The following is a 26,449-nucleotide window of genomic DNA, read 5'->3' as shown; positions in this document are numbered from 1 at the left end:
GGTTCTGGCTCCGGTTGGTTTATCGGTATGAGTTACCGGGATCAATCCCGGTAGCGTTTGGTCAGGTCCCGGTAGGCGTCTACGCGACGGTCGCGAAGGTAGGGCCAGATGCGGCGCACGGATTCACTGCGGTCCATGTCCACATCGGCAAGCAATACCTGTTCACTATCGCTGTCAGCCTGGGCAAGGAACTCACCCTGAGGGCCACAGACAAAGCTGTTACCCCAGAACAGGATACCGCTTTCATCGGCAGGGCTCTGTTCGAAACCTGTACGGTTGGCGACCAGAACCGGTAACCCATTGGCCACCGCATGGGCGCGCTGGATGGTGATCCAGGCGTCCAGCTGGCGCTGTTGCTCGCTCTGGTCATCACTGGGGTCCCAGCCAATTGCTGTGGGGTAGAGCAGCAAGTCTGCCCCTGCGAGGGCCATCAGGCGAGCGGCTTCCGGGTACCATTGATCCCAGCATACCAGCAGCCCGAGTTTTCCCACGCTGGTGGGGATTGGGCTGAAGCCGCTGCGGCCGTCATTGAAATCCGCATCGCCGGGTGTGAAGTAAAACTTCTCATAGAACCCTGGATCATCCGGAATATGCATCTTGCGGTAGATGCCGGCCAGACTGCCGTCCTTTTCCAGCACCACTGCTGTGTTGTGATACAAGCCCGTGGCGCGTTTTTCGAACAGGCTGCCGACAATCACAATGCCCAGCTCTTTGGCCAACGCACCCAGTCGCTCGGTGCTTGGGCCGGGAATGCTCTCGGCCAGATCAAACACCGAAGTGTCTTCGGTCTGGCAAAAATACAGGCTGCGATGCAGTTCTTGCAGCAGCACCAGTTCAGCGCCTTTATCGGCAGCCTGGCGCACCAGGGACAGGGAGTGATCCAGGTTGGCGGCAAGATCCGCACTGTTGGACTGCTGGATAACGGCAACTCGCATTGGCGATCCTTCCTGAAGGAATTGTGGCAGGGCGCCTAGAGTGCGCCCTGGGGCAGCTGCATGGTGACACAATGCAGGCTGCCATGTTGTTCGATCAATACCCGGCAATTCACCGGTGTCACTGTGCGCTCCCCGGATACCGCCTTTAACGCATCAATGGCGGCCTGGTCCGTCTCGCAGCCGTACACGGGCAGCAGAATCTTCTCATTGGTAATGAGGAAGTTGGCATAGGTGGCAGGGAGGCGTTCACCCTCGCGGCTGTACTGCGGGGTGGGCAGCGGTAGCGGCACCAGTGTCAGGTGGTGGGTGTGGGCAAGCACCTGAAGTTCTTGCTCCATACGTTGAAGCGACGGGTAATGACTGTCGCTGCTATCCAGGCATTGCACATAGGCTATGGTACGGGCATCCACAAAGCGGGCCAGGGTGTCCACGTGGGCATCGGTATCATCGCCCTCGAGTTCACCGTGATCCAGCCACCAGATCTCTTTCACGCCGAGCTGCTCCTTGAGCAGATCACTGAGTTCCTGTTCGGAAAGGGACGGGTTGCGATTGGGATTACGCAGGCAGTGACGAGTGGTCAGCAGGTGGCCGAGACCATCAGTATCCACTGCCCCCCCTTCCAGAACCAGGTCATGGGTCTGTAAAGGGAGAGACCAGGGTAGAGAGGCATTCAGGGCATTGTCCCTGTCGGCGTCGAATTTGCCGCCCCAGCCGGTAAAGGTGTAATTGAGCAGCTCGACAGCGTTGTTTTGCTCTACCGCCAGTGGGCCGAAGTCCCGTGCCCAGGTGTCGTTATAGTCTGCAACTTCCAGGCGCAGTCGTTCAGCAGGGATGCCGCGTTGGGCGACCAGTCGCTGAATACGATTTTGCAGAGTGTCATTACGGCAGACCAACAGAACATGCTCGTGGTCCAGCAGTGCAGCAAGAAGATCCAGGTAGCATTGTTCGGCTTCGGCGAGGTGGTCAGCCCAGTCTGTATCCGGGTCTGGCCAAGCCAGTAGCACCCCCCATTGGGGGTGCCATTCAGGAAGAAATCGGCGCATGGGCGGGCGGTTCCATCAGGGCAGTCACATGCGCGCGAGTGTGCTACTGACTGGCGCCCCAGTCAATATAGAAACCACCGCCTTCTTCGGCCTCGCTGCTTGCATCCTCGGCTGCCTTTGAGGTGGCTTCAGCAGCGTCTTTAACTTCTTCTTCTGCCTCATCCATTGCCTCTTCGGCGGCGGCTTTGCTGTCCGCTGCGGCTTCTTCAGCTGAGGCTTTTGCTGCCTCTTCCTTTGCCTTGGCAATGGTGGCTTCGGCTTCGGCCTTGGCGGCAGCTTCTTCCGGAGTTTCTTCCCCTGCAATGATGATACGGCCGGTGATCGGGTCGAAGCGGAATTCGCTGTCATCGGCGGGTGCGGCAGGCTCCGCCGGGGCAGGGGCCGGGGCCGCTACAGGTTCCGGAGCCGGCTGGGGAGCGGGCTCTGGCTCCGGTTCCGGTTCCGGAGCTGGCTCTGGCGCGGGGGGTTCTTCTGCTGCTGTTGATGTAGTTGTGGTTTCTTCGGGCGCAGCTTCTTCAGCGACAGGTTCAGCCGGGGCCGCTTCTGCGGCGGGCTCAGGTGCAGGCTCCGCTTCCACGGAGCTTTCTGCGGCTGCAGCCTCTTCGGCGGGTAAGAAACGACCGCTAATGGGGTCAAAGGCCATATCGCCCTGAGCGGCGGGCGCACTGTCGGTCTGTGACGCGGCTTCACTCGGAGCGGATTGTGTGCTGGCCTCCTCTTTGGTTTCGATCGGGGGCAGGGCTTCAGTACCGGAAATCACATTGGGGGCCTGCTGGACCGGACGATCGACCACAGTATGCAAACTGACACCATTCTCGAAATAAACGGTGAAACCGTTGTAGTTCCAGCGGGTAATTGCAGGGGAGCCGACCGGGCCGCGGGTAGAGCTGGGCGCGCCAAATTGACTACGGACCTGTGATTCTGTCAGGCCCCGTTGGGGGACCTCAGCCGACAGGGCTGCAGCGGGCATCACCAGCGCTGCAAGGGCCAGCAGCGGCATTATTCTCGTTTTCATTCTTTCCCCCGGTGATAGGTATTTTCTTTCGATATTAGAAAGTTAGGCTCACTTATTCAACCATTTTGCCAGAAGGCGGACGCAGACCGGGTTCACAAAGACGAATGCGCTAGCCATTCTGGCCTGCAAGCCACTGTCAGGGCGTAGTATTTGTGTCGGGATTCGGGTTAAATGCGCTCCATGTTCAGACCTCTATCTCTATACATCGGACTGCGCTATACCGGCGCCAAAGCCCGAAACAACTTCATTTCGGTGATTACACTGATCTCCGCCCTTGGCCTGATGCTGGGGGTGGCGGTACTGATCACCGTGCTGTCCGTCATGAATGGTTTCGATCGGGAGTTGCAGACGCGCATTCTCGGTATGGTGACCCACCTGACAGTCCATGGCCGGGAGCCGGTGCAGGACTGGTCTGCGCTTGCCCAGCGGCTGGATCACCATGATGAGATCAAAGCCATCTCTCCTTTTGTCCAGTTGGAAGGCATGCTGACCCATCGTGGCGAGGTGGCCGGTGCCCTGATTCACGGCATTGACCCGGCAGCGGAACGCAAGGTTTCCATTGTGGGTGACTACATGGACCAGGGCGAGTTGGAGTCGCTGCTGCCCGGTGAGTTTGGCATGGTCATTGGCTATGGTCTTGCCCGTCGCCTGGGGCTGGAGATGGGCGACAAGGTGACACTGGTGCTGCCTGAGGCCACGATTTCACCGGCTGGCGTGATGCCGCGTTTCAAGCGCTTCACCATTACCGGGATTTTTCGTGTACGTGCTGAAGTGGATTCCCTTTATGCCTATGTAAACGTGGATGATGCCGCCAAGCTGGCGCGTCAGTCTGGCAGCGTCCAGGGTCTGCGTCTGCGTCTGGACGATCTGTTCTCCGCACCGTCAGTGGGCTGGAAACTGCAGCGTGAGCTTGGGCCTGGCTATTACACCAGCGACTGGACCCGCACCCATGGCAACCTGTTCCAGGCAATCAAGATGGAAAAGACCATGATGACGCTGCTGCTCAGTTTTATCGTGGCGGTGGCTGCTTTCAATATTATTTCCAGTCAGGTGATGCTGGTGACGGAGAAGCGCGGCAATATTGCCGTGCTGCGTACTCTTGGCGCTTCGCCGGGTGCAATCATGCGTATTTTCATGGTGCAGGGCACCTTGATCGGCGTGGTGGGCACCCTGTCGGGGACCCTGCTTGGCGTGTTGCTGGCCACCAATGTCAGTAATCTGGCCGAATGGATAGAGAAGACCTTCAATACTCGTTTGTTCGATGCCTACTTCGTCAATTATCTACCGTCGGAATTGCAGTGGGGCGATGTCACGACCATCGTTTCCATCGCGCTCTTCATCAGCTTTGCGGCGACCCTTTATCCTTCCTGGCGTGCCAGCCGGGTGCAGCCTGCGGAGGCCCTGCGTTATGAGTAATGCCGTCGAGCCGGTGCTGCAGGCAGTGCAGCTGGTCAAGTGTTACGAGGAAGGGCCCAGCGAACTGGAAGTGCTGCGAGGGGTGAATCTCACGGTAGAGAAAGGGGACATTCTGGCGATCATCGGTGCATCAGGTTCAGGCAAGTCCACGTTGCTGAATTTACTGGGTGGGCTGGACAGTGCAACCCGCGGCAAGGTGATGATTGCGGGAAATGACCTGAGCACATTGAATGATCGTGGCACGGGTCGCCTACGCAATCGCTACCTTGGGTTCGTTTACCAGTTTCATCATTTGTTGCCTGAGTTTACTGCGCTGGAAAATGTGGCCATGCCGCTGTTGATCCGCGGCGACAAGCCGGCGGACTGTCAGGCGCGTTCAGCTGCCATGCTGGAGAAAGTGGGGCTGGGTCATCGCTTGACCCACAAGCCTTCTGCGTTGAGTGGTGGTGAGCGTCAGCGTGTGGCTATCGCACGTGCATTGGTAACTGAGCCGGCCCTTGTTATGGCTGATGAGCCCACAGGGAATCTGGATGAGCGCACTGCAGAACAGGTTCAGGCGTTGATGCTGGAACTGAATGCATCACTTGATACGGCATTCATGATTGTCACCCACGACCGTGAGTTCGCCGCACGTTGTCCCCAGCAGTATGAATTACACGATGGGTTGCTGAATCGTCTCTAACAGGGGCGTTTCAGTACTTGTCGGATGGGTTTTCCCGAGCGGCAGCTTTCTCTTGTTCTGCCCTGATTTTCTGCTGTTCCTTCTCTGCTTTTTTCGCTTCCCTTCGCAGCAGTCGCGCGCGATTGCGTGCACGCAGATTCCAGCTGCGAATGACCGCCAGCCGCCAGGCAACTTTTACGGTGAGGTACGCTGCACCGCCAAAAACCACAGCACACACCACTGAACCCAGCCACAGCGGCACCAGCTGCTCGACAAACCAGGCAACGGTAATGGCATCGCCGCTGTGGGGAGGCATGCCCAGCATCCATGCCCCGATACGGTAGTTGAAATAAAAGATCGGCACATAAGTGACGGGGTTGGAAATCCACACCAGCACGATGGAAAGGGGCAAGTTGCAGTGAAAGCGCACGGCCAGCAGGGCTGCGAGCCCCATTTGCAGAGGAATAGGCAGCAGACCAGCAAAGATGCCAATAAAGGCAGCACCCGCCAACGACCGGCGGTTGATGTGCCAGAGATTGGGATCAGAGAGAACCTCACCCAAAAAACTTAACGACTTATGCTCGCGCAGCCGTTCCGGTTTGGGCAGGTATTTACGAAAAATCCTTCTAGGCATGAATTCGCATCTGCTGGCCGTCACTGTCGGGTGTCGGCGTTCCGGTTTGTGGGTCCAGACTGTCAGAGAATCTCTCTTTAGCCTATCAGACCTTCGTTGTGTTGCCGTGAGGATGTCGCGGCGTTGTAGCGAAAGGCTGGCATAGATCGGGGAAGGAAGCTTACCCGGCGGATGCCTGCGGCTGGCTATTATGCCCACTCGAAATGAAAAGGCATACACCTGCAGAGGGATTCGTTTCCGGGAGTGATAATGCAACGATGGGGCATGGCGCTCGCCATCATGGCGGGGTGCTGGTGGGGCGTGCTGTGGCCAGTGCTGGTTTGCCTGCTGCTGGCTCTGGCGGCGGGCCGGGGGAGGGCCAGTGCATGGCTCTGGATGCCAGTGGCGTGTCTTTATGGTGTATGGCAAATGCAGACGGGCCTCGCGCAGCGACTTCCCGACGATTTGCAGGGCAAGTCGCTGACCTTCACAGGACAGGTGATTTCTGTGCCTGAAAACCAGGCTCGAATTCGATTTGGCCGCCGGCAGCAGGAGCAGCATTTCACCTTTGAGACCGACGACCACCCGGATTGGCCAGGCTCTCACCGGATTCGTGTCAGTAGTTATGACCCGCCGCGGGCGGTTAACGGCGGTGAGCGATTGCAGGTTCAGCTCAAGCTAAAGGCGGGAAGGGGGCTTTATAACGCCACCGGGCTGGATCTTGCCCGTCATGATCTGGCGCAAGGGGTGGCTGCCCGGGCGACGTTGAAAGGCGTCGAACTGCTGGAGCCTGGCGCAGGGCTGAGCCATTGGCGTCAACGCTTTGCCGGTGCAGTGCAGGACGCCGTGGCCTCGTCTCCCATTGCAAAGGGGGTGCTGCCTGCATTGGTGGTCGGTGACCGGTCCGGTCTGGACAACAGACTGCTGGCTGATTTTCAGGCCACGGGGGCGGCTCATCTGTTGGCCATCTCCGGCTTGCACGTGGCAATTGTGGCGGGGGCAATCTGGTGGTTGGGCCGGCTCCTGTTGGTGCCTTTGTGCCAGTGGCTCTGGCCTTTTACCCGCCGCTTCACCCAGCAGCAGTTGGCCTGGTTACCTGCGCTGTTCGTTGCCGCAGGTTACAGCGCCCTGGCGGGCTTCAGTCTGCCAACGCAACGAGCTTTGGTCATGCTGTTGGTTTTGGCCGTGGCCAGTTTGCGCAGACGTGAGGTGAGTGTATGGAACAGCCTTGGCTGGGCGTTACTGGCGGTCTTGCTGACCCAGCCCTTGTCTGCCCTGTCGCAAAGCCTGTGGTTGTCTTTTGCTGCCGTGGCGGTGATTGCTGCATTGATGATGGGGCACAGTGGGCGCCGTCTCATGTTGTTGCTGCCGGTCCAGATCATGCTGTTGTCGGCAGCATTGTTCTCCCAGTGGTCATTGCTGGCGCCGGTGGCCAACCTGGTGCTGATCCCGCTTTATTCATTACTGATTATTCCGCTGACGTTGTTAGGTGTCCTCTCTGGCCTGGACGGGCTGTTGGAAGGGGCGGGAGCGGCGGTCGAGCTGTCGGTGCTGATCATGCGTTGGCTGGCAGAGCTGTCCGCCCCGATGGGGGCCAATCTCCCCTTGCCGACGGTGACCAGTGCGCTTTGCCTGATGGCGGGGCTGTTCCTTTGGCTGCTGCCCGCGGTGCCATTTCCAAAGCGATTGCTGCCTTTCTGGCTGTTACCCTGGCTGACGCAGTCTCTTGCGCCATTGGAGGAAGGCCAGTGGGAGCTGACGGCGTTTGATGTGGGGCAGGGGCTGGCATTGGCGGTACGGACACGGGATCACCTGCTGCTGTATGACACCGGGGCTTCCTGGTCGGAAGGGAGTATGGCGCGCTCGATAATCCTGCCCTGGCTCTCAAGAAACGGGGTGGTCCCGGATCGTATGGTGATCAGTCATGGCGACAATGATCACGCCGGCGGCAACCGGGATTTTGCCGGATCGATTCCGCGACTCAGCGGTGAGCCGGACCGGGTGCCAGGTAGTGCAGCCTGTGTCGCCGGTGATGCGTGGAACTGGGACGGTGTTCGTTTCTCTGTATTATGGCCGCCTGAAGACCGCCCCGCAGGAAATGATGCCAGCTGTGTGGTGTTGGTGGAGGGTAAGGACTGGCGCCTGTTGTTGCCGGGTGATATCAGCCGGGATGTGGAATATCGCATGCTTGGACAATGGCCCGAAGTGGATCTGCTGGTGTTGGCGCATCATGGGAGTCAATCCAGTACTTCGGCGGCACTGTTGCGGGAGGTGAGGCCGGACTGGGCGCTGGCCAGTGCGGGGTATCAACACTATTTCGGCCACCCGCATCGGGCTGTTTTGTCCCGGTTGGCGTCGTCGGGCGTCACAGTTCTGCGTACAGACGAGGACGGCATGATTGTGTTTCGCGGGGACGGCCACGATAATGTCCCGCTTATAACAAAATGGCGCCAACAGCATGCCCGGCCCTGGCAACAACCGGCCGGTTGGCGTTTCTGGTAACCCGACTGTGCCCAAACGGGCAGCGTAGTGAGTAAGGGGAGAGTCAAGGTGCAGGATCTTTTGCAGTCCGGGGGCTGGATGATGTTCCCGATCCTGATCTGTTCAGTGGTGGCGCTGGCCATCGTGGTGGAACGTTTCTGGACATTGCGTCCCAGCAAGCTGGCACCGGCGGATACGGTTCCGCAAGTCCAGACACTGCTCAAGCGAGGTTTGTTGAACAGCGGCAACCTGATCAAGCTGCGTGACAGTTCTCCGCTGGGGCGAATTCTGGCCACGGGCCTGGCCAACGCCAAACATGGTCGTGAGATCATGAAGGAAAGCATTCAGGAGTCCGCCACCGGTGTGATTCATGAGCTGGAAAAATTCCTCAGTACCCTGGGGTCGATTGCTGCGATCACACCATTGCTGGGTCTGCTGGGAACGGTGGTGGGCATGATTGATGTGTTTGCCGCGATCATGATTCACGGTACCGGTGATGCGGCTCAACTGGCGGGAGGGATTTCCCAGGCGCTGTTGACCACGGCGGCGGGCCTGGTAGTGGCGATCCCGGCCATCTTCTTTCATCGTTTCTTCGTGCGCCGTGTGGAAGAAATCACGGTGGAGCTGGAGCAGAGCGCGGTACACGTCGTCGATCTGGTGCATGGTGATCGTGAAGCCGAGCCGGGAGAGCAGGCGTGAAGTTCCCGCGGCCCAGTCAGGAGGAGATCAGCGTCAATCTGACGCCTCTGATTGATGTGGTGTTCCTGCTGCTGATCTTTTTCATGGTGTCCACCACCTTTAATGACAAGACGCAGCTGTCCATCACTTTGCCGGAAGCCGATGGGGCGGCTCTGGCCCAGTCAGCGGATCAGGTGACAGTCACGGTAACGTCCACCGGCGATTACCTGGTTAACGGGGAGAAGCTGGCGGCGTCAGACAGCAAGACCCTGCGTACCGCCTTGATGGCGCTAGGGCAGGAAAAGGCAGACTTGCCGTTGCAAATCTATGCGGATGCCAACGTGGCTTACCAGTCCGTTGTCCGCGTCTATGATGTGGCGGGGCAGCTGGGTTTTGTTAAGCTGTCGCTCACCACCCGCGAATCCCCCAACGAGGCACAATGAGTCAATCCAACGATGACGTCTGGCCAACCTACAAACGGTTGTTGTCCTACGTCCGCCCTTACTGGTTAATGCTTGTGATCAGTGTGCTGGGCTACGCCCTGTATGCGGCTACCCAGGCCGGGGGGGCACAACTTGCCGGTTACCTCGGTGATACCATCGTCAACCCAACGGATTTCCGGGTCATGGTAGTGGCCATTGCGCCACTGGTGCTGGTGTTCTTCCAGGGGCTGGGCCAGTTCATGGGCAGCTACAGTATGAACTGGGTCGCGCAGCAGCTGGTGTATGTGCTGCGCAATGATGTGTTTGGCCATGTCCTGAAGCTGCCGCAGTCGGAATATCATCGCAATGCGTCAGGTCGGATCATGTCCAAGATCATCTTCGATGCGCAGCAGGTGACCAGCGCGGGCACGGACGCGATTATTGTGATCGTGCGCGAGGGGCTCACTGTCATCGGGCTTTTCAGTTTCCTGCTCTGGCAAAACTGGAAACTGACCCTGATTCTGGTGGCTGTGGCCCCGCTAATTGCGCTGGTGGTGAATATCACCAGCAAGCGCTTCCGCAAGATCAGCCGCCGCATCCAGTCCTCCATGTCGAACATTACACACTTTCTGGGCGAGGCCATTGAGGGGAGTGGTGAGGTGAAGATCTTTGGTGGCCAGCACCAGGAGGCTAGCCGCTTCCACACGGTCAGTCGCAGCTTTGCCAAACAGAACGTGAAGCTCAATGCCAGCAAGATTGCCAGCACAGTTATCGTGCAGTTGTTTGTGGCGGTGGGGATTGGCGCGATCACCTATCTGTACATTCATCTGATGGGCGAAGACCTGACGGTGGGTGGTTTCCTTTCCTATATTGCGGCTGCCGGCATGATCCAGAAGCCACTCAAGCAGCTTACTGATGTGAATGTGAAGGTACAGCGTGGCGTTACCGGTGCCTCAAGCCTGTTCGAGCTGCTCGATACGCCTGAAGAAGTGGATACCGGCAGCTATGTTCCGGCCCAGCGAGTGCGCGGGGATGTGGAGTTTGCCGGTGTGACCTTCGGGTATGAACCGGAATCTCCGGTGCTACGCAACCTGTCATTCTCGATCAAGGCCGGTGAAACAGTGGCCTTGGTGGGGCGCTCGGGTGCAGGCAAGAGCACGATCAGTGCCATGCTGCCGCGCTTCTTCGATCCCGATCAGGGCCGCATTCTTCTTGATGGTGTTCCCCTGACGGAGTACAGCCTGACTGAACTGCGCCACCAGATTGCCATGGTCAGCCAGCGTGTGGTGCTGTTCAACGATACCGTGCGCAATAACATCGCCTACGGTGAGCTGCGCACTGCGGACGATGCCACCATTGAGGCTGCCGCTCGCGATGCTCATGCCTGGCGGTTCATCGAGCAACTGGAACACGGACTGGATACCCGGCTTGGCCAGGATGGTGTTCAGTTGTCCGGTGGTCAGCGTCAGCGTATCGCGATCGCCCGTGCCTTGCTGAAGGATTCGCCACTGCTGATCCTGGATGAGGCCACCAGTGCGCTGGACACTGAGTCTGAGCATCACATTCAGCAGGCGCTGGAGCGGGTGATGGCGGGGCGGACAACGCTGGTGATTGCGCACCGCTTGTCCACCATCGAAAAAGCGGACCGGATTCTGGTGCTCGATCAGGGGCAGCTGATGGAGCAGGGTACCCACGAAGAGCTATTGGCCCAAAACGGCATCTACACCCAGCTCTATCGAATGGATTTTGCCGAAGAGTGATCGATTCAGGCGAACATGGCAGTAGAGGCAGACAAGCCCATGAGCAAGGTTAGCGACTGGATTCAACGGGGCTGGTACAAGGGTAGCCCCTGGCTCTTGCCGTTGCGGCCCCTCTCCATGCTGGTGTCATTGGAGGCGAGTCGTCGCCTCAATCACTTTAACCGGTCGCGGCCGAAGCCTCCGGTGCCGGTGCTGGTAGTCGGCAATATTACGGTGGGCGGTACTGGCAAGACGCCCCTGGTCATCGCTCTGGTGCAAGCCGCACAGAAGCGCGGCCTGAAGGTGGCGGTGGTATCCCGCGGTTACGGTGGCAAGGCGGGTCAGTACCCGGTTACGGTAACGGCAGAAAGCGCGGCTCTTGAGGTGGGCGATGAGCCGGTACTGATTGCACGTCGCACCGGCGCGCCAGTGATTCTCGATCCGGATCGCCGTAACGCCCTGGACGTGGCGATCAACACCTGCAACCCGGATCTGGTCATCAGTGATGATGGTTTGCAGCATTATGCCTTGCCGCGCAGTGCCGAGGTCGTGGTGGTGGATGGCCAACGTGGCCTTGGCAATGGCCGTTGTTTGCCTGAGGGCCCGCTGCGAGAACCGGCTTCTCGTCTCAAGGAAGTGGATTTTGTGGTAAGTACGGGTGGGGGCTGGAGTGGCGCGCACCCGATGGTCATGCGCCCCGGGGCCATCGAGAATCTTGCCGATGGTCGCACCCTGGATGTCCATGCTTTTCTCCGTGAATATCCCGATGTCCATGCTGTTGCCGGTATCGGTAACCCTCGTCGTTACTTCAATCTGCTGAGCATTATTGGGCTGAATACCCAGCCCCATGTGTTTCCGGATCACCATGCCTACCAGCCTGCCGATCTGGCTTTTTCTGATGGGCTGCCGGTGTTGATGACGGAAAAGGATGCAGTGAAGTGTGCTGCCTTCGCCGAGCCGAACTGGTGGTACTTGCCGGTGACTGCTGATTTGCCCGAGGGCCTGCTGGATCGGATGCTGGATCGTGCGCTTGGGGCTGACGGCAATGAGAGCAGTTGAAGGTCAACGTTGAAAACGCGGGAAAGGACGATTGTTAAGGCTGTACCGTGCCTGCAAGTAGCCCCGCGCATTCCCACTTTGGACTTTCAACCCGCTCGGGATTGGCATTACTGAATGCACCGTGGTGTGTGAGGCGTTTCATTAACGAGGTTGTTCATGAGTTTTTATGTGGTGGTGCCGGCGCGCTATGCGTCAACCCGTCTGCCCGGCAAGCCTCTGGCGGATCTGGCTGGCAAGCCCATGGTGGCGCGGGTGGCGGAGCGATGTCAGCGGAGTGAGGCAGGCAGCGTTTATGTAGCTACTGATGACCAGCGGATTGCCGATGCGCTGCAAGGGCTGGTGCCCGTGGTAATGACCCGTGATGATCATCCTTCCGGGACCGATCGTCTTCAGGAAGTGGCGGCCAATCTCGGGCTCGCCGATGACGACATTATCGTTAATGTCCAGGGGGATGAACCCCTGATTCCCGCGGCAGTAATCAATCAGGTAGCAGCTAACCTGGCGGCAAATCCTGATTGTCAGATGGCCACCTTGTGTGAACCCATTGAGCACGTTGAGGGTGTTTTTAATCCCAATGTGGTAAAGGCGGTTTTTGATGCCAATGGCAAGGCGTTGTATTTCTCGCGTGCTCCTATTCCCTGGCATCGTGATGCTTTCGCTGAAGGCGGACGGGATACGTCCGGTGGACAGTGGTGGCGTCATATTGGTATCTATGCCTATCGGGTGTCCTTTCTGCATCGCTATGTGACCTGGGCGCCGGCAGCCCTTGAAAAGCTGGAGTCACTGGAACAGTTACGTGCCATGGCTAATGGTGTATCCATTCATATCGCGCCGTCCTGTGAGCCTGTGCCCGGCGGCATCGATACCCCGGAAGACCTGCAGCGGGTTCAGGCCTTGCTGGCATCAGGACAACAGGAGTGACGGCGTGACGGTATCAGTGCTGTTTGTTTGTCTTGGCAATATCTGCCGCTCACCGACGGCGGAAGTGGTATTTCGTGACAGGGTGAAAGCAGCGGGCCTGGAGGATCATATCCTGATCGATAGCGCCGGCACCGGAGACTGGCATATTGGTCGTGCTCCGGATCCTCGCACCCAGGATGCCGCGGCCGGGCGAGGCTATGACATGAGCCGTCTGCGCGCGCGTCAGGTGACCGTGGCTGACTTCGACAAGTTCGATGTGGTGCTGGCTATGGATGATGCCAACCTGGCGGATCTGCAGGCCATGCAACCGGCCAATTCTTCGGTCACACTCAAGCGCTTTCTGGATTACGCGGCCCACCGCCCGGAGCGTGAGGTGCCTGACCCCTATTACGGTGGCGAAGACGGTTTTGCCGAAGTGCTGAATCTGGTGGAGGAGGGCGCAGAGGCTCTTCTTGAAGCCCTGCAGGAGCGTCTGTGAGTTTCCCCCTGGCCGAGCGTAATGCTGATTTAACGGCGTTTAATACGTTGGCACTGCCTGCAAGAGCGCATTGTCTGGTGCGACCGACCACGCTGGACGAGCTGGAGCAGGTGCTGGCCGGGCACGACCCGCAAGAGCCCATTCATGTGATCGGAGAAGGCAGTAACCTGGTTATCGAGGATGATCTTCCCGGTCTGACCGTGGTGCTGGCACTGGATGGCATGATGAAGGTGCGCGAGACCAGTGAGCATGTCTGGGTGGCAGCGGGTGCCGGGGTGCACTGGGATGACCTGGTGGCCTGGACGGTAGAGCAGGGCTGGCAAGGGCTGGAAAACCTGTCCCTGATTCCCGGAACCGCCGGTGCCGCCCCGTACCAGAATATTGGTGCTTACGGTGTTGAGCTGGCCCAGGTTCTGGAACAGGTCACGGTTATGGAGTTGGCTACGGGTACAGTAAGTCACTTCAGCGCTGAAAATTGTGACTTTGGCTATCGCGACAGTCGTTTCAAGAGCCGGGACAAGGGGCGGTATGTCATCACCGGTATTGAGCTGAAACTGAACCGGCAGCCCCACTGCAATATCAGCTATGGGCCGCTCAAGCAGCACTTCGCCGGCCAGGATGCTGACGCGGTGACTGCAGCGGCTGTTCGCAAGCAGGTCATTGCCATTCGTCAGAGCAAGTTACCGGACCCTGCGGTTCTGGCCAACGCGGGCAGCTTTTTCAAGAACCCGGTGGTGGATGTGCAGAAAGCCGAGTCGCTAAAAGCCGCTTATCCGCAGTTGGTCTCATATCCGCAGCAGGATGGCGTCAAACTGGCTGCAGGCTGGCTGATCGAAGCGGCAGGCTGGAAAGGTAAGCGTCTTGGACCTGTGGGTATGCACAGCGAGCAAGCCCTAGTGTTGGTGAACCACGGTGGCGCGACCTCCGCCGATGTGCTGGCGCTGGCAGCGGCCGTGCGAGCCGATGTGTGGCAGCGCTTCGGTGTACAGCTGGAGCAGGAACCGGTTGTGCTACCCTGAAATTAGTCAGATTGCTGAAGTCGGAGAGTGCCATGAGCGAGCGTGATCGGGTCTTTCAGGTGTCCAGCAACCGTGGTGGTAGCCGCCACAGTGTTCGTTATGTGGAAGGCTCGGCACCAGAGGCGGGTGAGTGTCGGCTCTGTGTCGGCAGTCTGGCTGATCAGCCCGAGATTCTCTTCACCCGATTGCCCCAGAATCATGATCCGCGCCCGCTTCTGATGCAGGTTTAAGGCGGCCCTCGCAAATCACCATCTCTATTCTGGCCATTTACAGGCGCGCTTGGCGAAATGTTCCCACAGCCTTTCCCTTGTATTTGACTTGAGCAGGCACAAAAAAAGCCCCGCATAAGCGGGGCTTTTTTTGTGCTCGTCAGCTTGCGATCAGCTGTCTGAGGACACGTCCTCGGACGGGCTGTCTGCAGCTTGCTCAGCTGCCTTGGCGGCAGCCTCTGCCTGCTGCTGGCGGCGGCGAGCGCGCGGGTCATTGGACGCGCGGCCTTGCTCGGCGGCAGCGGGCTGAGCCTGGGCAGTTGTCGGCTTCACCTCCACCGCGCGGCTTGGCAGCGCATTGGCTTCTGGTGCCGGCTTCGGCTTTTCCGCTTTCTGGCGCGGTGCATGCTGCTGCGGCTTGTAGTTCGGTGAGCGTGGGTCATTGCTCGCCCGGACGGGCTCCGCCGGGTTGGCTGGCACTGGAGCGGGTTGCTCTTCAATCTTGACCTGCTGCGGCGCTGCTTCAACGGGTTGCGACGTCTGCTGAGGTTCTGGCTTGGCTTCAGCCTGAACCTCAGCTTTCGCTTCAGTCGGGGCTTCGGTTTTGGCCTCGGCTTTCACTTCCGCTGGCTGTGGCTGGGCTTCTTGCGCTGCGGCAGCTGGCTTCTCGACAGCAGGCTGGGCGACCGGTGTGGTGTCGGCTTGCACCGGTTGCTCGGCTTTCTCTACCGGGGCTGTCTTGGCAGAAGGCTGTTCCTTCACTTCCGCCTTGGCCGGTGCAGGGGTGGCCTGTTGCTGGCTAGCTGCAGGTTTCTGCTCTGCACCCGCTACCGGCTCTTGCTCAGGGACCAGCTTGGCAGGCGGATGACTCTCGGCTCCCTGCATCTGGTGGTTGTCTGCGACAGGTGCGGCCGGTGGTTTTTCCGCTTGCGGTTTGTCCTGCTTCGCGGGGGATTCGGCAGCGCCTTGGTCGCCAGCCTGCTGCTTGTTCGGGCGCTTGCGCTCACGCAGCGGACGGTCGTCCTTGGCGTCAGTGCGACGCGGAGCCTTGGGCCCCTTGTCATTGCTCTTGTCGCTGTTGCCACCCTTGTTACCGCTCTCGGACTTGTCTGACTTGTTGCCGTCAGACTTGTTGTCCTGGGGCTTGCGGTTGCGGTTGTTGCGGTTATCCCGGTTGTCGTTCCGGTTATCACTGCCGTCGCCGCCCTTGTTGCCGTCCTGCTTGTTGCGACGGTTGTCGTTGCGGCCGCGACGTTGCTCATTACCGCTGTCATCGCGGGCATCGTTGCGTCTGTTGTCGGACTGACGCTCATCCTTGCGGTTATCGTCTCTGTCCTGCTGTGGCTTGCGGTTGCGAGTGTTGCGGTTGTCCTTGTCGCCCGCCTTGTTGCCGTTACGGCCACCGTCCTGTTTGTTACGGTTGTCGTTACGGCCGCCACGATTTTCGCTACGGTTACGGGTGTTGCCGCCGCGGTTACGATTGTTCTGCTGGCCTTTGTTGCCTTTCTGTTGAGGCTTGGCTTTCTTTGCCGGCTTGGGCTGAGCGGTGAACACCTGAGCCAGCCAGGTGAAGAAGCGCGCCAGCAGGCCCAGGTTCTGGACCGTGGCCGGGCTGGCTGCTACCGGAGCTGCAGGCTTGGGTGCAGGCGCTGCGGTATCCGGGGCCATCAGCTTCACGGCCGGTTCCTGCGGCTTGGCACCAAGGTCCTGGCTGTTCGGCGCTTCGGCTTCAGCGGCGCCTTCCATCAGATCCATCTCGTGGCTCAGCTGGGATACCACCTGGTCGTCACGGATGCGCTCCACTTCGAAGTGCGGGGTTTCCAGGTTCGGGTTGGGGATGATGACCACACGAACCTTGTGGTTCTGCTCGATGGCGCGCAGCGGTTCACGCTTCTCGTTCAGCAGGTAGGTGCCTACGGCAACCGGTACCTGGGCCTGGATTTCACCGGTACGCTCTTTCATCACCTCTTCTTCGATGAGGCGCAGGATGCTCAGCGCAAGGGATTTCACATCGCGGATATGGCCCTGGCCGTCGCAGCGCGGGCACACGATGCTGGACGTTTCACCGAGGCTCGGGCGCAGGCGCTGACGGGACAGCTCCAGCAGGCCAAAGCGGGAAATGCGGCCCAGCTGGATGCGTGCTCGGTCGGCTTCGAGAGCGTCACGCATGCGGTTTTCAACTTCACGCTGGTTACGTGCCGGACCCATGTCGATGAAATCGACCACAATCAGGCCGCCGATATCGCGCAGACGCAGCTGGCGGGCAATTTCTTCGGCCGCTTCCAGGTTGGTTTGCAGGGCTGTTTCCTCGATATCCGCACCCTTGGTGGCACGGGAGGAGTTGATGTCGATGGACACCAGCGCTTCCGTGGGATCGATCACGATGGAGCCGCCTGAGGGCAGTTTCACTTCGCGCTCGAATGCGGTCTCTATCTGGGATTCGATCTGGAAACGAGAGAACAGTGGGGTTTCATCGTTGTACAGCTTGATCTTGCTCTGGAAGTCCTGCATCACCTGCTGGACAAAGCCCTGGGCTTCCGCGAACACCTTCTCGGAGTCAATCAGGACTTCGCCGATGTCCTTGCGCAGGTAGTCCCGAATCGCACGGATGATGACATTGGATTCCTGATAGATCAGGAAAGGCGCCTTGCGCTGCTGAGCCGCTTCGTCAATCGAGCTCCACTGCTTAAGCAGGAAGTCCAGATCCCATTGCAGCTCTTCTGCACTGCGACCAAGGCCGGCAGTGCGGACGATCACGCCCATCTCATCCGGGACCGTGAGAGCGCCCAGGGCCTCTTTCAGCTGGGCGCGTTCCTCACCTTCAATGCGACGGGAAATGCCGCCGGCGCGGGGGTTATTGGGCATCAGCACCAGATAACGACCCGCCAGGCTGATGAAGGTCGTCAGGGCGGCACCCTTGTTGCCACGCTCTTCCTTGGCAACCTGGATGATGACTTCCTGACCTTCCTTGATGACTTCCTTGATGTTGATGCGACCCTGGATATCTTTCGGGTCTTTCTGGAAGTACTGACGGGAGATCTCTTTCAGGGGGAGGAAACCGTGACGCTCGGCGCCAAAGTCCACAAAGGCGGCTTCCAGAGAGGGCTCTACGCGGGTGATCTTGCCTTTGTAGATGTTGGATTTTTTCTGAATGCGTGTTCTGTGCTCGATATCCAGGTCATACAGACGCTGGCCATCCACAAGTGCCACCCGAACCTCTTCAGGGTGAGTGGCGTTGATAAGCATACGTTTCATGGTGCTACCACACGTTAGTGGTGGCACTGGGCAGGGCCGGGTTATAACCGGTAGCAGACCAGGGGGAGGGCTGGAGGCCTGTCACGGCCAGGGCGCACGCGGTGCGTGGGTTTTCGCATTCCTGGGTGATGTCAGTGCCTGAGCAGCTTCTCTCCGAGTTGTTTTGCAATGTTTAGTGCGTAATTGTGGCTGGCAATGTGGCCAGCGGGTAATACTTCACGCGATTGCTGTGGCGGTGGGAGACTGTGTTCGCTCCAGGGCTGCACAACAATATGTAAACTCTTGTCTGTCTGTTTTCCAGGTCATTTGACCGGCGCTGCAGGCCACCATTGTTAATGTTCAGGGTCCAAATCAGGACGCTGTTTAAATGGGTTTCTCTGCAGCGTTTCAGCCTGGCTCTTGCCCTTGTGGGGAGAGGGGCAGGCGGGTAACGCTATCTGTCAGACCTTGATGAGGCGGGGCCCATGTCGTTCTCGGCTGTGCCGGAGCGGGCCACACGGCGAATGTTCGCTGCGCGTCGCCGTTGCCTTACTTCAGATCCACGCTTGACTATAGCAACAAAAGGTTTGCGGGATCAATTAGTTGTGGCAGTGAACAGTTAGCAGTGAATCGTGAACAGTTCGCGGGGGTGACGGGACGGCTTCGGGTATTCAGTGCCTGCGTCACTGGTCTAACAGGTTATGCTTGGGTTTATTTTTATTTCTTTTGGCTATTAGCTGTTCACTGTTAACTATTCACTGTCTGACGCTTTCTATAGAATCGCCGCATGCCAAATGATGCCCCTGCGGCGGATCGTGTCAGCTTTGTCACTATTGATGAGGGCCGCCACGGTCAACGCCTAGACAACTTTCTGTTTACCCATCTCAAAGGGGTGCCCAAATCCCGTATCTACCGGATTATCCGCTCCGGTGAGGTGCGGGTGAACAAGGGGCGCGCCAAGCAGACTACCCGTCTGGCCACCGGCGATGTGGTCCGAATTCCGCCGATCCGCACCAGTGAATCCGATGCGCCCCCCAAGGTCAGTGATGGACTGACTGAGCGCCTGTCCCGTGCCTGTGTCTATGAAGATGCCAATCTTTTCATCTTCAACAAGCCGGCGGGTCTGGCTGTGCATGGGGGGAGCGGGGTCAGCCTCGGCCTGATCGAGGCCCTGCGGGTGATCTACCCGGAAGAGCGCGAGCTTGAGCTGGTGCATCGTCTGGACCGGGATACCAGTGGGCTGATCATGGTGGCCCGGCGCCGCTCGTTCCTGCGCAAGCTGCAGCGGCTGATGCAAAGCGGCAAAGTAGAGAAGCGCTACTGGCTGATCTGTCAGGGCTTCAAGGGGAATGAGCGCACGATGGAGGCGCCCCTGCTGAAGATGCAGAACGGTAATGAGCGTGTCGTAAGGGTTTCCCGCGAGGGCAAACCCTCCGTGACCCATTTCCGCATGCTCGAGCGTTTGCAGGATGCCCAGCTGGTGGAGGCGTTGCTGGAAACTGGCCGAACCCACCAGATCAGGGTGCATAGCCAGTTTGGTGGTTTCCCGCTGCTGGGAGATGACAAGTACGGCACGGCCAAGGGTGCTGCCCTGCTGGAAAAGATCGGTCATCGCCGGCTCTGCCTGCATGCTCGAAGCCTGAGCTTCCCCCATCCGGATACCCAAAAGCGGATATCGGTGACGGCCCCCCTTGATGAGGATTTCGACGCTATTTTGGCTGCTTTGAGAAAGAAAGGAGCATAGGGCCAGGATGAACTATGACCTGGTAATTTTCGATTGGGATGGCACGGTGATGGATTCCACCGGGCGTATTGTCAGCTGTATGCACCTGGCGGCCGACGATCTGGCGTTACCTTCACTCCCTGATCAGACCGTGCGAGACATTATCGGGTTGGGCTTGCCTGAAGCGATTGCGACCTTATATCCGGTACTGGGTGCAGCTGATATTGACCGGATGCGAGATCGTTATGCTTTTCACTTCATTGAAGCGGAAAGCACCCCCAGTGCCCTTTACCCCGGTGCGGAGACCGTGCTGTGCCGGTTGCTGGAGCTGGATATGAAACTGGCTGTGGCAACGGGCAAGAGTCGCAAGGGGCTCCAACGGGTCTGGAGTAATACAGGATTGGACCGGTATTTTCATGCCTCCCGGTGTGCGGATGAAAGCCGTTCCAAGCCTGAGCCGCACATGGTTCTGGAGCTGCTGGATGAAATGGCCATACCCGCGTCACGGGCCATCGTAGTGGGAGATACTACCTTCGACCTGGAGATGGCCCGTAATGCCGGAGTGGATAGGGTGGCGGTCAGCTACGGGGCGCACCCGGTAGACCGGCTGTTGCCTTGTGAACCCTTGGCAGTGATTGATAAATTGAACGACTTGCTGCCGCTTTTAGGGGTGGATGAATTGATCATGGAGAGTCAGTAGATGGAAAACCAGAGTCCTTCTCAGCGTCCTTCTAGCGATAAAGAGTGGAAGCTCATTGAGAAGCTGCTGGGCCAGGCCCAGGAAGAACACCGCAAGTCTCGGCGCTGGGGCATTTTTTTCAAGGCCCTGACGTTTGTGTACCTGTTTGCCTTGTTGAGCATGATGGTGGCGGGTCGCACCGCTTCAACGGGTCTGTCTGCTGTGGAAGATCATGTGGCTGTGGTGGTAGTGAATGGTGTGATCGCCCCGGACCAGGATGCCAGTGCGGACCTGATCGTGACCGGCCTGGCACGTGCGTTTGAGGCCGAAAACAGCAAGGCCGTGCTGCTCAAAATCAATAGCCCCGGTGGATCCCCGGTACAGTCCAATCAGGTGTACAACGCCATCAAGCGTTTGCGTGCCGAGCACCCGGACAAGAAGCTTTATGCTGCGATCACCGACGTGGGTGCATCCGGTGCTTATTATATTGCGTCTGCCGCTGATGAAATCTATGCCGACCCGGCCAGCATTGTCGGTTCTATAGGTGTGATCATGGCAGGCTTCGGCCTGGAAGAAGCCGCTGACAAGCTGGGAGTGGAGCGGCGCGTGCTGACCGCAGGCAGCAACAAGGCGATCATGGATCCGTTCTCTCCGGTACGTCCTTCTGACCGTGAGCATATGAAAGCTATGCTCAACGAAATCCATCAGCAGTTCATCACCGCCGTGCGTAACGGCCGGGGAGAGCGTCTGAAGGAAGCCGAGAATCCAGAAATTTTCACTGGCTTGTTCTGGACTGGCGAGCGCGCCGAAACAATGGGGCTGGTTGATGGTCTGAAGAGCCCCGGCGATGTGGCTCGGGATGTGGTGGGTATCGAAGATATGGTCAACTACAGTGTCGGCCGCTCACCTTTTGAAGAGTTTGTGCGCCGGTTTGGGGTGTCCATTGGCGAAGGCGTTGCCAGCCAGATCGGGCTGGATGCGTTGGTGCCAAGTATTCGGTGAGTAAGCTGCCAGCCGAGCGCTTCGAGAAATAGCAAAACCCGGGTAACCGGGTTTTTGCTATTCAAGGGTTGCACCTTGTGCTGGCCGTGCCTTTACCCTGCAGGCTCGTAGCTCGTAGCTCGTAGCTAGAGAGGCAACTGGATTCCTTCTGCTGCCAGAAATTCCGTTAACACAATCAGCGGCAGCCCGACCAAGCTGTTCGGGTCGCGGCCTTCCAGTGCTTTGAACAGAACAATGCCCAGGCCCTCAGACTTGAAACTGCCAGCACAGTTCAGCGGCTGCTCCAGATCCACGTAGCGCTCGATCTGCGCAGGCTGCAGGGTGCGAAACTGCACATGAAACGGCTCGCATGCGGTCTGGGTTCTGCCGGTGGCGGTATTCAGCAGACACAAGCCGGTGAGAAAGGTAACCCGTTGACCGCTGGCGACACTCAATTGCTCAATGGCCTTTTCCCGTGTGCCGGGTTTACCCAGGACAGTGTCGCCGAGAACAGCAACCTGATCGGACCCAATGATCAGGGTGTTGGGGTGCTGTTCCGCCAGGGCGGTGGCTTTTTCCTGAGCCAGGCGGATGACCAGCTCGGTGGGTGTTTCACCGTCCAGTCTGGATTCATCAATGTCCGGGCTCTGGTGGGTGAATTCCAGTCTGAGTTTGCCCAGCAGTTCACGACGAAACGGTGAGGATGAGGCGAGTAGCAGGGCAGGATTGGCTGTCATGATTCTGTCTCCGGTCTGAGCGGGCAGAGTGTAGTGATTTTCTGGTGCAGTAAGAAGGTTAATGGGGCCGGATTTCAGGTAAAATACCCGCCGCCGGGCAAAAAATGCCCAAGCAAGCCAAAGAGTTTTTCGCGTTTTGGGAAAAGTCTTTATTGTTCAATTGGTTAACCACTTACATTAACTTTGACAGATGGGCCTCTCAGCCCTAGAATTGCGCGCTTATGTTTTCAGGGCAACTGCCACAGTTCCTCGACCCCCGCAAATACGCGGATCAGGGTCGCGTCGTTGAAGGCCAGCTTACTGTCCGAGACCTGCCACGCCTGCAGGATTACGAGGAGAGTCTGGACCAGCCGGTAGCAATATCGCTGGCGTTCGGCCGTGACGAAGAGGGGCATCGGCGTATTGAGGGCGAGGTCAGCACGACATTGGTGCTGCCATGTCAGCGCTGCCTGGAGCCGGTGACTTGTGAGGTCAAGGCCACGATCGATGTGGCACTGGTCTGGAATGAGGAACAGGCCAAGGCGCTGCCGGAGCGACTGGACCCCTGGCTGATTGATGATGAACCCATGGTTCTCACCGATCTGCTTGAAGAGGAGCTCTTGCTGGCCATGCCGTTGGTGGCACTGCATGACCCTTGCCCGACAGCTTTACCGCATGACAGCGGTAAACCTGAGAAACAGGAAAACGCGGATAATCCTTTTGCCGTGCTGGCCCAATTAAAGGGTCAAGGCAAGTAAATTCAGGCTGATTTAACGCCCGAGGAGCTCGAGATGGCTGTTCAACAGAACCGTAAAACCCGTTCCAAGCGCGGCATGCGCCGTTCACACGATGCGCTGACTGCAACTGCGCTGACCGAAGACACCAACACTGGTGAAGTGCATCGTCGTCACCACATTTCTCCGGATGGCATGTACCGCGGCCGTCAGGTGATTCGTCAGGTTGAGACTGACGACGAAGAGTAAGATCTTCATGCAAACGGGAGCCTAGGCTCCCGTTTTGCTATGGCCCCTGTGGCCAGCAGAAATCCTCCTTCGGGAGGATTTTTTGTAAGCGGATACGAGGAATCCTGTTTCCCCGCGTTTTTTTTGTCAGAATGTCGGCCTCGAATTCACTAATCGCATAATAAGGAAGCAGCCCATGTCGGTTGTGACGCTGGCGGTTGACGCCATGGGGGGCGACCACGGTTTGTCCGTGACAGTGCCCGCCGTAGCGCGGATGCTTTCCCGCCATGATCATCTCAACATTATTCTTGTAGGCCAGCCGCAAGCACTGGCTGAGGCCATGCAGAAGCATGGCCTGCAGGACCATGCCCGCATTATTGTTCAGCCTGCTGCCGAAGTGGTCGAGATGGACGATTCTGTGGCTGTTGCCATGCGGCAGAAGAAAGACTCGTCCATGCGTGTGGCGATTAACCAGGTCAAGGAAGGCAAAGCCCAGGCTGCGATCAGCGCAGGGAATACCGGCGCATTGATGGCGGTCAGCCGCTTTGTCCTGAAGACGCTTCCTGGCGTGGATCGCCCTGCGATCTGTACAGCCATCCCGACCTCCACGGGCCATTGCCACATGCTTGATCTGGGCGCCAATGTGGATTCCGAACCGGAACACCTGGTGCAGTTTGCCTTGATGGGGCAGGCGCTGGTGCGCGCGGTGGACGGCATTAAGAGCCCCCGTGTTGCCTTGCTGAATATTGGTGAGGAAGACATCAAGGGGAATGAACAGATCAAGGAAGCTGCGGCGCTGCTGCGAGAAACCGGAGACATGAACTACGTCGGTTTCGTGGAGGGCAACGGTATCTTCGCCGGTGAGGCGGATGTAGTGGTCTGTGATGGCTTTGTGGGTAATGTGTCGCTGAAAACCATGGAAGGCGTGGCCAAGATGATTGGCAACATGATCCGGGAGGAAATCGCTCATTCCTGGTTGCGCAAACTGAGTGGTTTGCTGGCTCTGCCGGTGATCATGGGCCTCAAGAAGCGTATGGATCCGGACCGTTATAACGGTGCCAGTCTGGTGGGCCTGAAAGGGGTCGTGGTGAAGAGTCATGGTGGCACCAGCATTGAAGGCTTCATCAGTGCGCTTGAGGTGGCGGAGCTGGAGGCTCGGCGTAATGTGCCGGCTCTGATCCGCGATGCACTGGCCCCGACAGATTCCCCCGAAGCGGCTGACGCCTGATTTTGGCAATACTTTGTTGCAGCCTTGCCCGGACAGTGTTGGCTAAACCGGGCATACTGCGGCGCGTGAAAAGAGGATAAGAGATGTCCAAAACTGCTTTTATTTTCCCCGGTCAGGGTTCTCAGTCACTGGGAATGCTGGCGGACTTCGCTGATCGCCCTGCGGTCAAGCAAACCTTTCAGGAAGCCTCCGGCGCTCTGGATCTGGACCTCTGGGCCATGAGCCAGGATGGTCCGCAGGAATTGATGAACCAGACCGAAAATACCCAGCCGTTGCTGCTGACCGCCGGTGTCGCCTTGTGGCGTCTGTGGGAACAGAGTGGCGGGCCGCGCCCGCATTATCTGGCCGGCCACAGCCTGGGTGAGTACACCGCACTGACCTGTGCCGGTGTAATCAACCTGGGCGTTGCCGTGCGTCTGGTGCGCACCCGAGGCCAGCTTATGCAGCAGGCGGTTGCGGAAGGTGAGGGCAAGATGGCAGCAGTGTTGGGGCTGGATGACGAGCAAGTGCGTGCTGCTTGTGAAAAGGCCGCCGATGGTTCTGTGGTTGAAGCTGTGAATTTCAATGCGCCGGGTCAGGTGGTCATTGCCGGTGCCGCTGATGCGGTCGAGCGTGCCATCGCGGCCTGTAAGGAAGCGGGCGCCAAGCGTGCCATGCCGCTGCCGGTCAGCGTGCCTTCGCACTGCGCCTTGATGAAGCCTGCGGCCGACAAGCTGGCAGAAGCGCTCAATGCCACTAATTTCCATGCCGCTGAAATTCCGGTCATCAACAATGTGGACGTGGTGGCAGAAAGCGCACCGGAGCAAATCCGTGATGCACTGGTGCGTCAGTTGTATTCCCCGGTTCGCTGGGTAGAGACCATTCAGGCGCTGGGCGCGGAAGGGGTCACCAGTGTTTACGAGTGTGGTCCGGGTAAGGTGCTGTGCGGCTTGATCAAGCGTATTGATCGCGAAATGGTTGCCAGCCCGCTTGAAAGCGGCGACGCCTTTGAAAAGGCGTTGGGCCTGTAAAGATTTCTGTCAGGAGAAAACAGAATGACTGATAAAAAAGTAGCGCTGGTGACCGGTGCCAGCCGCGGTATTGGCCGGGCAATTGCCAACAAGCTGATCGAAGACGGTTTTTTTGTTGTGGGTACGGCCACCTCTGAAGCCGGCGCCGCTGCTATCGGCGAGGCGCTGGGTGCCAACGGTGCTGGCAAGGTGCTGAATGTGGCAGATCGCGAATCCGTTGAAACCACGCTGAAAAGTGTGGCGGAAGAGTTCGGAGCGCCGCTGGTGCTGGTGAATAATGCTGGCATCACCCGTGACAACATCATGCTGCGTATGAAGGATGATGAGTGGGATGATGTGATTAACACCAACCTCAATTCCCTATACCGTGTCAGCAAGGGCTGCCTGAAAGGCATGACCAAGGCTCGCTGGGGACGGATTATCAATATCAGTTCTGTGGTGGGCACCATGGGGAATGCGGGCCAGGCCAACTATGCGGCCGCAAAAGGGGGGGTAGAAGGATTTACCCGCGCACTGGCCCGTGAGGTGGGTTCGCGTAACATCACGGTTAACTCTGTGGCTCCTGGCTTTATTCAGACAGACATGACGGATGCTCTGCCGGAGGCGCAAAAAGCGTCCCTGTTGTCAGGGATTCCTTTGGGCCGTCTGGGGCAGCCGGAAGAGATTGCCAGTGCCGTTGCCTGGCTGGCCAGCGACGGTGGCGGCTATGTAACTGGCACGACTTTGCACGTGAATGGCGGTATGTTTACCGGCTAGCGCCAAAAGCGGGCACAAGAGTGAATCTCTGTGGTGCAGTGTAATTGACTGTTTTTACAGAGAAAAATATTTGGAAAAACTTGAAGAAACCGCACCGGGTCAGTTCGCTTGCAAGCGCAAACGGCGTTCACCTAGAATAGCCGCTGACAGGTGCTAGCACACCATCAATCAGGAGAGTTATAGGATCATGAGCAGCATCGAAGAACGCGTACAAAAAATCATCGTGGAACAACTGGGTGTTAAGCCGGAAGACGTAAAATCTGAAGCGTCCTTCGTTGAAGATCTGGGTGCAGACTCCCTGGATACCGTTGAGCTGGTGATGGCTCTCGAAGAGGAATTCGAGACCGAGATTCCGGACGAAGAAGCTGAGAAAATCAGCACTGTTCAGTCCGCTGTAGACTACATCAAAGCCCACAGCTAAGTTTTAGTTGTTGAGCACTACAAAAGGGCCGCAGGTTCCTCGAGCTTGCG

The 26,449-nt window shown here is 58.3% G+C and carries 26 protein-coding genes; 20 read left to right on the top strand and 6 right to left on the bottom strand.

Annotated elements, in window-relative coordinates; all coding sequences use genetic code 11:
* Positions 1–41: 41 nt before the first annotated feature.
* From GFN93_RS13575 to GFN93_RS13565, 3 genes are read right to left on the bottom strand one after another with little or no spacing between them, the layout of a single operon-like run.
* Complete coding sequence (locus tag GFN93_RS13575; protein ID WP_153501568.1) at positions 42–935, bottom strand: carbon-nitrogen hydrolase; 894 nt, start codon at positions 933–935, stop codon at positions 42–44.
* A gap of 35 nt (positions 936–970) precedes the next feature.
* The gene (locus GFN93_RS13570; protein ID WP_153501567.1) at positions 971–1,978 is read right to left on the bottom strand and encodes an agmatine deiminase family protein; all 1,008 of its coding nucleotides are present in this window, start codon (positions 1,976–1,978) and stop codon (positions 971–973) included.
* Positions 1,979–2,021: 43 nt separating this feature from the next.
* Complete coding sequence (locus tag GFN93_RS13565; RefSeq protein ID WP_153501566.1) at positions 2,022–2,993, bottom strand: hypothetical protein; 972 nt, start codon at positions 2,991–2,993, stop codon at positions 2,022–2,024.
* Between the two features lie 180 nt (positions 2,994–3,173).
* Between GFN93_RS13565 and GFN93_RS13560 the strand changes: the two genes are divergently transcribed.
* Both GFN93_RS13560 and lolD read left to right on the top strand, forming a co-directional pair.
* Positions 3,174–4,409, top strand: coding sequence for a lipoprotein-releasing ABC transporter permease subunit (locus tag GFN93_RS13560; protein ID WP_153501565.1), 1,236 nt, complete (start codon positions 3,174–3,176; stop codon positions 4,407–4,409).
* Positions 4,402–5,091: a lipoprotein-releasing ABC transporter ATP-binding protein LolD gene (gene lolD, locus GFN93_RS13555; protein WP_153501564.1), complete on the top strand. Its 690-nt coding sequence runs from the start codon at positions 4,402–4,404 to the stop codon at positions 5,089–5,091. Before GFN93_RS13560 ends, lolD begins: the two co-directional genes overlap by 8 nt.
* Positions 5,092–5,101: 10 nt before the next feature.
* On the opposite strand, the gene GFN93_RS13550 is transcribed toward lolD, so the two are convergent.
* Positions 5,102–5,704: a DUF2062 domain-containing protein gene (locus GFN93_RS13550; RefSeq protein WP_153501563.1), complete on the bottom strand. Its 603-nt coding sequence runs from the start codon at positions 5,702–5,704 to the stop codon at positions 5,102–5,104.
* A 249-nt stretch (positions 5,705–5,953) separates the two neighbouring features.
* Here GFN93_RS13550 and GFN93_RS13545 point away from each other — a divergent pair, with 249 nt between their 5' ends.
* From GFN93_RS13545 to GFN93_RS13505, 9 genes are all read left to right on the top strand, one after another.
* A complete protein-coding gene (locus GFN93_RS13545) occupies positions 5,954–8,185 on the top strand; it encodes a DNA internalization-related competence protein ComEC/Rec2 (RefSeq protein WP_153501562.1) in 2,232 nt (743 codons plus the stop codon).
* Between the two features lie 48 nt (positions 8,186–8,233).
* Complete coding sequence (locus tag GFN93_RS13540) at positions 8,234–8,863, top strand: MotA/TolQ/ExbB proton channel family protein (RefSeq protein WP_328594660.1); 630 nt, start codon at positions 8,234–8,236, stop codon at positions 8,861–8,863.
* Positions 8,860–9,285, top strand: a complete 426-nt coding sequence (locus GFN93_RS13535) for an ExbD/TolR family protein (protein WP_328594658.1) — start codon at positions 8,860–8,862, stop codon at positions 9,283–9,285. The genes GFN93_RS13540 and GFN93_RS13535 overlap by 4 nt, the downstream gene beginning before the upstream one ends.
* Complete coding sequence (msbA, locus tag GFN93_RS13530; RefSeq protein WP_153501561.1) at positions 9,282–11,024, top strand: lipid A export permease/ATP-binding protein MsbA; 1,743 nt, start codon at positions 9,282–9,284, stop codon at positions 11,022–11,024. The genes GFN93_RS13535 and msbA overlap by 4 nt, the downstream gene beginning before the upstream one ends.
* 39 nt (positions 11,025–11,063) lie before the next feature.
* Entirely contained in the window at positions 11,064–12,062 is a 999-nt protein-coding gene (gene lpxK / locus GFN93_RS13525) for a tetraacyldisaccharide 4'-kinase (protein WP_153501560.1), read from the top strand.
* A gap of 156 nt (positions 12,063–12,218) precedes the next feature.
* Positions 12,219–12,983 (top strand): 3-deoxy-manno-octulosonate cytidylyltransferase, encoded by a 765-nt coding sequence (gene kdsB, locus GFN93_RS13520; protein WP_194285803.1) that lies wholly within the window; start codon positions 12,219–12,221, stop codon positions 12,981–12,983.
* A 4-nt stretch (positions 12,984–12,987) separates the two neighbouring features.
* Complete coding sequence (locus tag GFN93_RS13515; protein WP_328594657.1) at positions 12,988–13,461, top strand: low molecular weight protein-tyrosine-phosphatase; 474 nt, start codon at positions 12,988–12,990, stop codon at positions 13,459–13,461.
* Positions 13,458–14,480 (top strand): UDP-N-acetylmuramate dehydrogenase, encoded by a 1,023-nt coding sequence (gene murB / locus GFN93_RS13510; RefSeq protein WP_328594656.1) that lies wholly within the window; start codon positions 13,458–13,460, stop codon positions 14,478–14,480. The genes GFN93_RS13515 and murB overlap by 4 nt, the downstream gene beginning before the upstream one ends.
* Before the next feature lie 32 nt (positions 14,481–14,512).
* The gene (locus tag GFN93_RS13505; protein ID WP_153501558.1) at positions 14,513–14,710 is read left to right on the top strand and encodes a hypothetical protein; all 198 of its coding nucleotides are present in this window, start codon (positions 14,513–14,515) and stop codon (positions 14,708–14,710) included.
* A gap of 150 nt (positions 14,711–14,860) precedes the next feature.
* On the opposite strand, the gene rne is transcribed toward GFN93_RS13505, so the two are convergent.
* A complete protein-coding gene (gene rne, locus GFN93_RS13500; protein WP_153501557.1) occupies positions 14,861–17,944 on the bottom strand; it encodes a ribonuclease E in 3,084 nt (1,027 codons plus the stop codon).
* Between the two features lie 766 nt (positions 17,945–18,710).
* Here rne and GFN93_RS13495 point away from each other — a divergent pair.
* The 3 genes from GFN93_RS13495 to sppA are packed head-to-tail and all read left to right on the top strand — an operon-like array spanning position 18,711 to position 21,327.
* The gene (locus GFN93_RS13495; protein ID WP_153501556.1) at positions 18,711–19,667 is read left to right on the top strand and encodes an RluA family pseudouridine synthase; all 957 of its coding nucleotides are present in this window, start codon (positions 18,711–18,713) and stop codon (positions 19,665–19,667) included.
* Between the two features lie 7 nt (positions 19,668–19,674).
* Complete coding sequence (locus tag GFN93_RS13490) at positions 19,675–20,346, top strand: HAD family hydrolase (RefSeq protein WP_153501555.1); 672 nt, start codon at positions 19,675–19,677, stop codon at positions 20,344–20,346.
* Positions 20,347–21,327, top strand: a complete 981-nt coding sequence (sppA, locus tag GFN93_RS13485) for a signal peptide peptidase SppA (RefSeq protein WP_153501554.1) — start codon at positions 20,347–20,349, stop codon at positions 21,325–21,327.
* A 125-nt stretch (positions 21,328–21,452) separates the two neighbouring features.
* Here sppA and GFN93_RS13480 read toward each other — a convergent pair whose 3' ends face one another.
* The gene (locus tag GFN93_RS13480) at positions 21,453–22,043 is read right to left on the bottom strand and encodes a Maf family protein (protein WP_153501553.1); all 591 of its coding nucleotides are present in this window, start codon (positions 22,041–22,043) and stop codon (positions 21,453–21,455) included.
* 221 nt (positions 22,044–22,264) lie between these two features.
* On the opposite strand from GFN93_RS13480, the gene GFN93_RS13475 reads away from it, so the two are divergent.
* The 6 genes from GFN93_RS13475 (at position 22,265) to acpP (ending at position 26,399) form a co-directional block, all read left to right on the top strand.
* On the top strand, positions 22,265–22,780 hold the full coding sequence (locus GFN93_RS13475) for a YceD family protein (RefSeq protein WP_153501552.1): 516 nt from the start codon (positions 22,265–22,267) through the stop codon (positions 22,778–22,780).
* 33 nt (positions 22,781–22,813) lie between these two features.
* The gene (rpmF, locus tag GFN93_RS13470) at positions 22,814–23,005 is read left to right on the top strand and encodes a 50S ribosomal protein L32 (RefSeq protein WP_153501551.1); all 192 of its coding nucleotides are present in this window, start codon (positions 22,814–22,816) and stop codon (positions 23,003–23,005) included.
* 175 nt (positions 23,006–23,180) lie between these two features.
* Entirely contained in the window at positions 23,181–24,212 is a 1,032-nt protein-coding gene (plsX, locus tag GFN93_RS13465) for a phosphate acyltransferase PlsX (RefSeq protein ID WP_153501550.1), read from the top strand.
* A gap of 83 nt (positions 24,213–24,295) precedes the next feature.
* A complete protein-coding gene (fabD, locus tag GFN93_RS13460) occupies positions 24,296–25,222 on the top strand; it encodes an ACP S-malonyltransferase (protein ID WP_153501549.1) in 927 nt (308 codons plus the stop codon).
* 24 nt (positions 25,223–25,246) lie between these two features.
* The gene (gene fabG / locus GFN93_RS13455) at positions 25,247–25,978 is read left to right on the top strand and encodes a 3-oxoacyl-ACP reductase FabG (RefSeq protein WP_153501548.1); all 732 of its coding nucleotides are present in this window, start codon (positions 25,247–25,249) and stop codon (positions 25,976–25,978) included.
* Between the two features lie 187 nt (positions 25,979–26,165).
* On the top strand, positions 26,166–26,399 hold the full coding sequence (gene acpP, locus GFN93_RS13450) for an acyl carrier protein (RefSeq protein WP_035233967.1): 234 nt from the start codon (positions 26,166–26,168) through the stop codon (positions 26,397–26,399).
* Positions 26,400–26,449 lie beyond the last annotated feature (50 nt).

The sequence above is a fragment of the Alcanivorax sediminis genome (assembly GCF_009601165.1).
GTDB lineage: Bacteria > Pseudomonadota > Gammaproteobacteria > Pseudomonadales > Alcanivoracaceae > Alcanivorax > Alcanivorax sediminis.
Note: the sequence above shows the minus strand (reverse complement) of the source record. Positions and strands in the feature narration are given on the sequence as shown.

Excerpts from the sequence above, each read along its gene's own strand:
- GFN93_RS13545 (WP_153501562.1), top strand. The coding sequence starts at position 5,954 with ATGCAACGATGGGGCATGGCGCTCGCCATCATGGCGGGGTGCTGGTGG.
- GFN93_RS13575 (WP_153501568.1), bottom strand. The coding sequence starts at position 935 with ATGCGAGTTGCCGTTATCCAGCAGTCCAACAGTGCGGATCTTGCCGCC.
- acpP (WP_035233967.1), top strand. The coding sequence starts at position 26,166 with ATGAGCAGCATCGAAGAACGCGTACAAAAAATCATCGTGGAACAACTG.
- lpxK (WP_153501560.1), top strand. The coding sequence starts at position 11,064 with ATGAGCAAGGTTAGCGACTGGATTCAACGGGGCTGGTACAAGGGTAGC.
- kdsB (WP_194285803.1), top strand. The coding sequence starts at position 12,219 with ATGAGTTTTTATGTGGTGGTGCCGGCGCGCTATGCGTCAACCCGTCTG.
- GFN93_RS13565 (WP_153501566.1), bottom strand. The coding sequence starts at position 2,993 with ATGAAAACGAGAATAATGCCGCTGCTGGCCCTTGCAGCGCTGGTGATG.
- msbA (WP_153501561.1), top strand. The coding sequence starts at position 9,282 with ATGAGTCAATCCAACGATGACGTCTGGCCAACCTACAAACGGTTGTTG.
- GFN93_RS13560 (WP_153501565.1), top strand. The coding sequence starts at position 3,174 with ATGTTCAGACCTCTATCTCTATACATCGGACTGCGCTATACCGGCGCC.
- sppA (WP_153501554.1), top strand. The coding sequence starts at position 20,347 with ATGGAAAACCAGAGTCCTTCTCAGCGTCCTTCTAGCGATAAAGAGTGG.
- GFN93_RS13570 (WP_153501567.1), bottom strand. The coding sequence starts at position 1,978 with ATGCGCCGATTTCTTCCTGAATGGCACCCCCAATGGGGGGTGCTACTG.
- fabG (WP_153501548.1), top strand. The coding sequence starts at position 25,247 with ATGACTGATAAAAAAGTAGCGCTGGTGACCGGTGCCAGCCGCGGTATT.
- plsX (WP_153501550.1), top strand. The coding sequence starts at position 23,181 with ATGTCGGTTGTGACGCTGGCGGTTGACGCCATGGGGGGCGACCACGGT.
- GFN93_RS13490 (WP_153501555.1), top strand. The coding sequence starts at position 19,675 with ATGAACTATGACCTGGTAATTTTCGATTGGGATGGCACGGTGATGGAT.
- rne (WP_153501557.1), bottom strand. The coding sequence starts at position 17,944 with ATGAAACGTATGCTTATCAACGCCACTCACCCTGAAGAGGTTCGGGTG.
- GFN93_RS13495 (WP_153501556.1), top strand. The coding sequence starts at position 18,711 with ATGCCAAATGATGCCCCTGCGGCGGATCGTGTCAGCTTTGTCACTATT.
- GFN93_RS13505 (WP_153501558.1), top strand. The coding sequence starts at position 14,513 with ATGAGCGAGCGTGATCGGGTCTTTCAGGTGTCCAGCAACCGTGGTGGT.
- GFN93_RS13480 (WP_153501553.1), bottom strand. The coding sequence starts at position 22,043 with ATGACAGCCAATCCTGCCCTGCTACTCGCCTCATCCTCACCGTTTCGT.
- GFN93_RS13475 (WP_153501552.1), top strand. The coding sequence starts at position 22,265 with ATGTTTTCAGGGCAACTGCCACAGTTCCTCGACCCCCGCAAATACGCG.
- lolD (WP_153501564.1), top strand. The coding sequence starts at position 4,402 with ATGAGTAATGCCGTCGAGCCGGTGCTGCAGGCAGTGCAGCTGGTCAAG.
- GFN93_RS13550 (WP_153501563.1), bottom strand. The coding sequence starts at position 5,704 with ATGCCTAGAAGGATTTTTCGTAAATACCTGCCCAAACCGGAACGGCTG.
- fabD (WP_153501549.1), top strand. The coding sequence starts at position 24,296 with ATGTCCAAAACTGCTTTTATTTTCCCCGGTCAGGGTTCTCAGTCACTG.
- rpmF (WP_153501551.1), top strand. The coding sequence starts at position 22,814 with ATGGCTGTTCAACAGAACCGTAAAACCCGTTCCAAGCGCGGCATGCGC.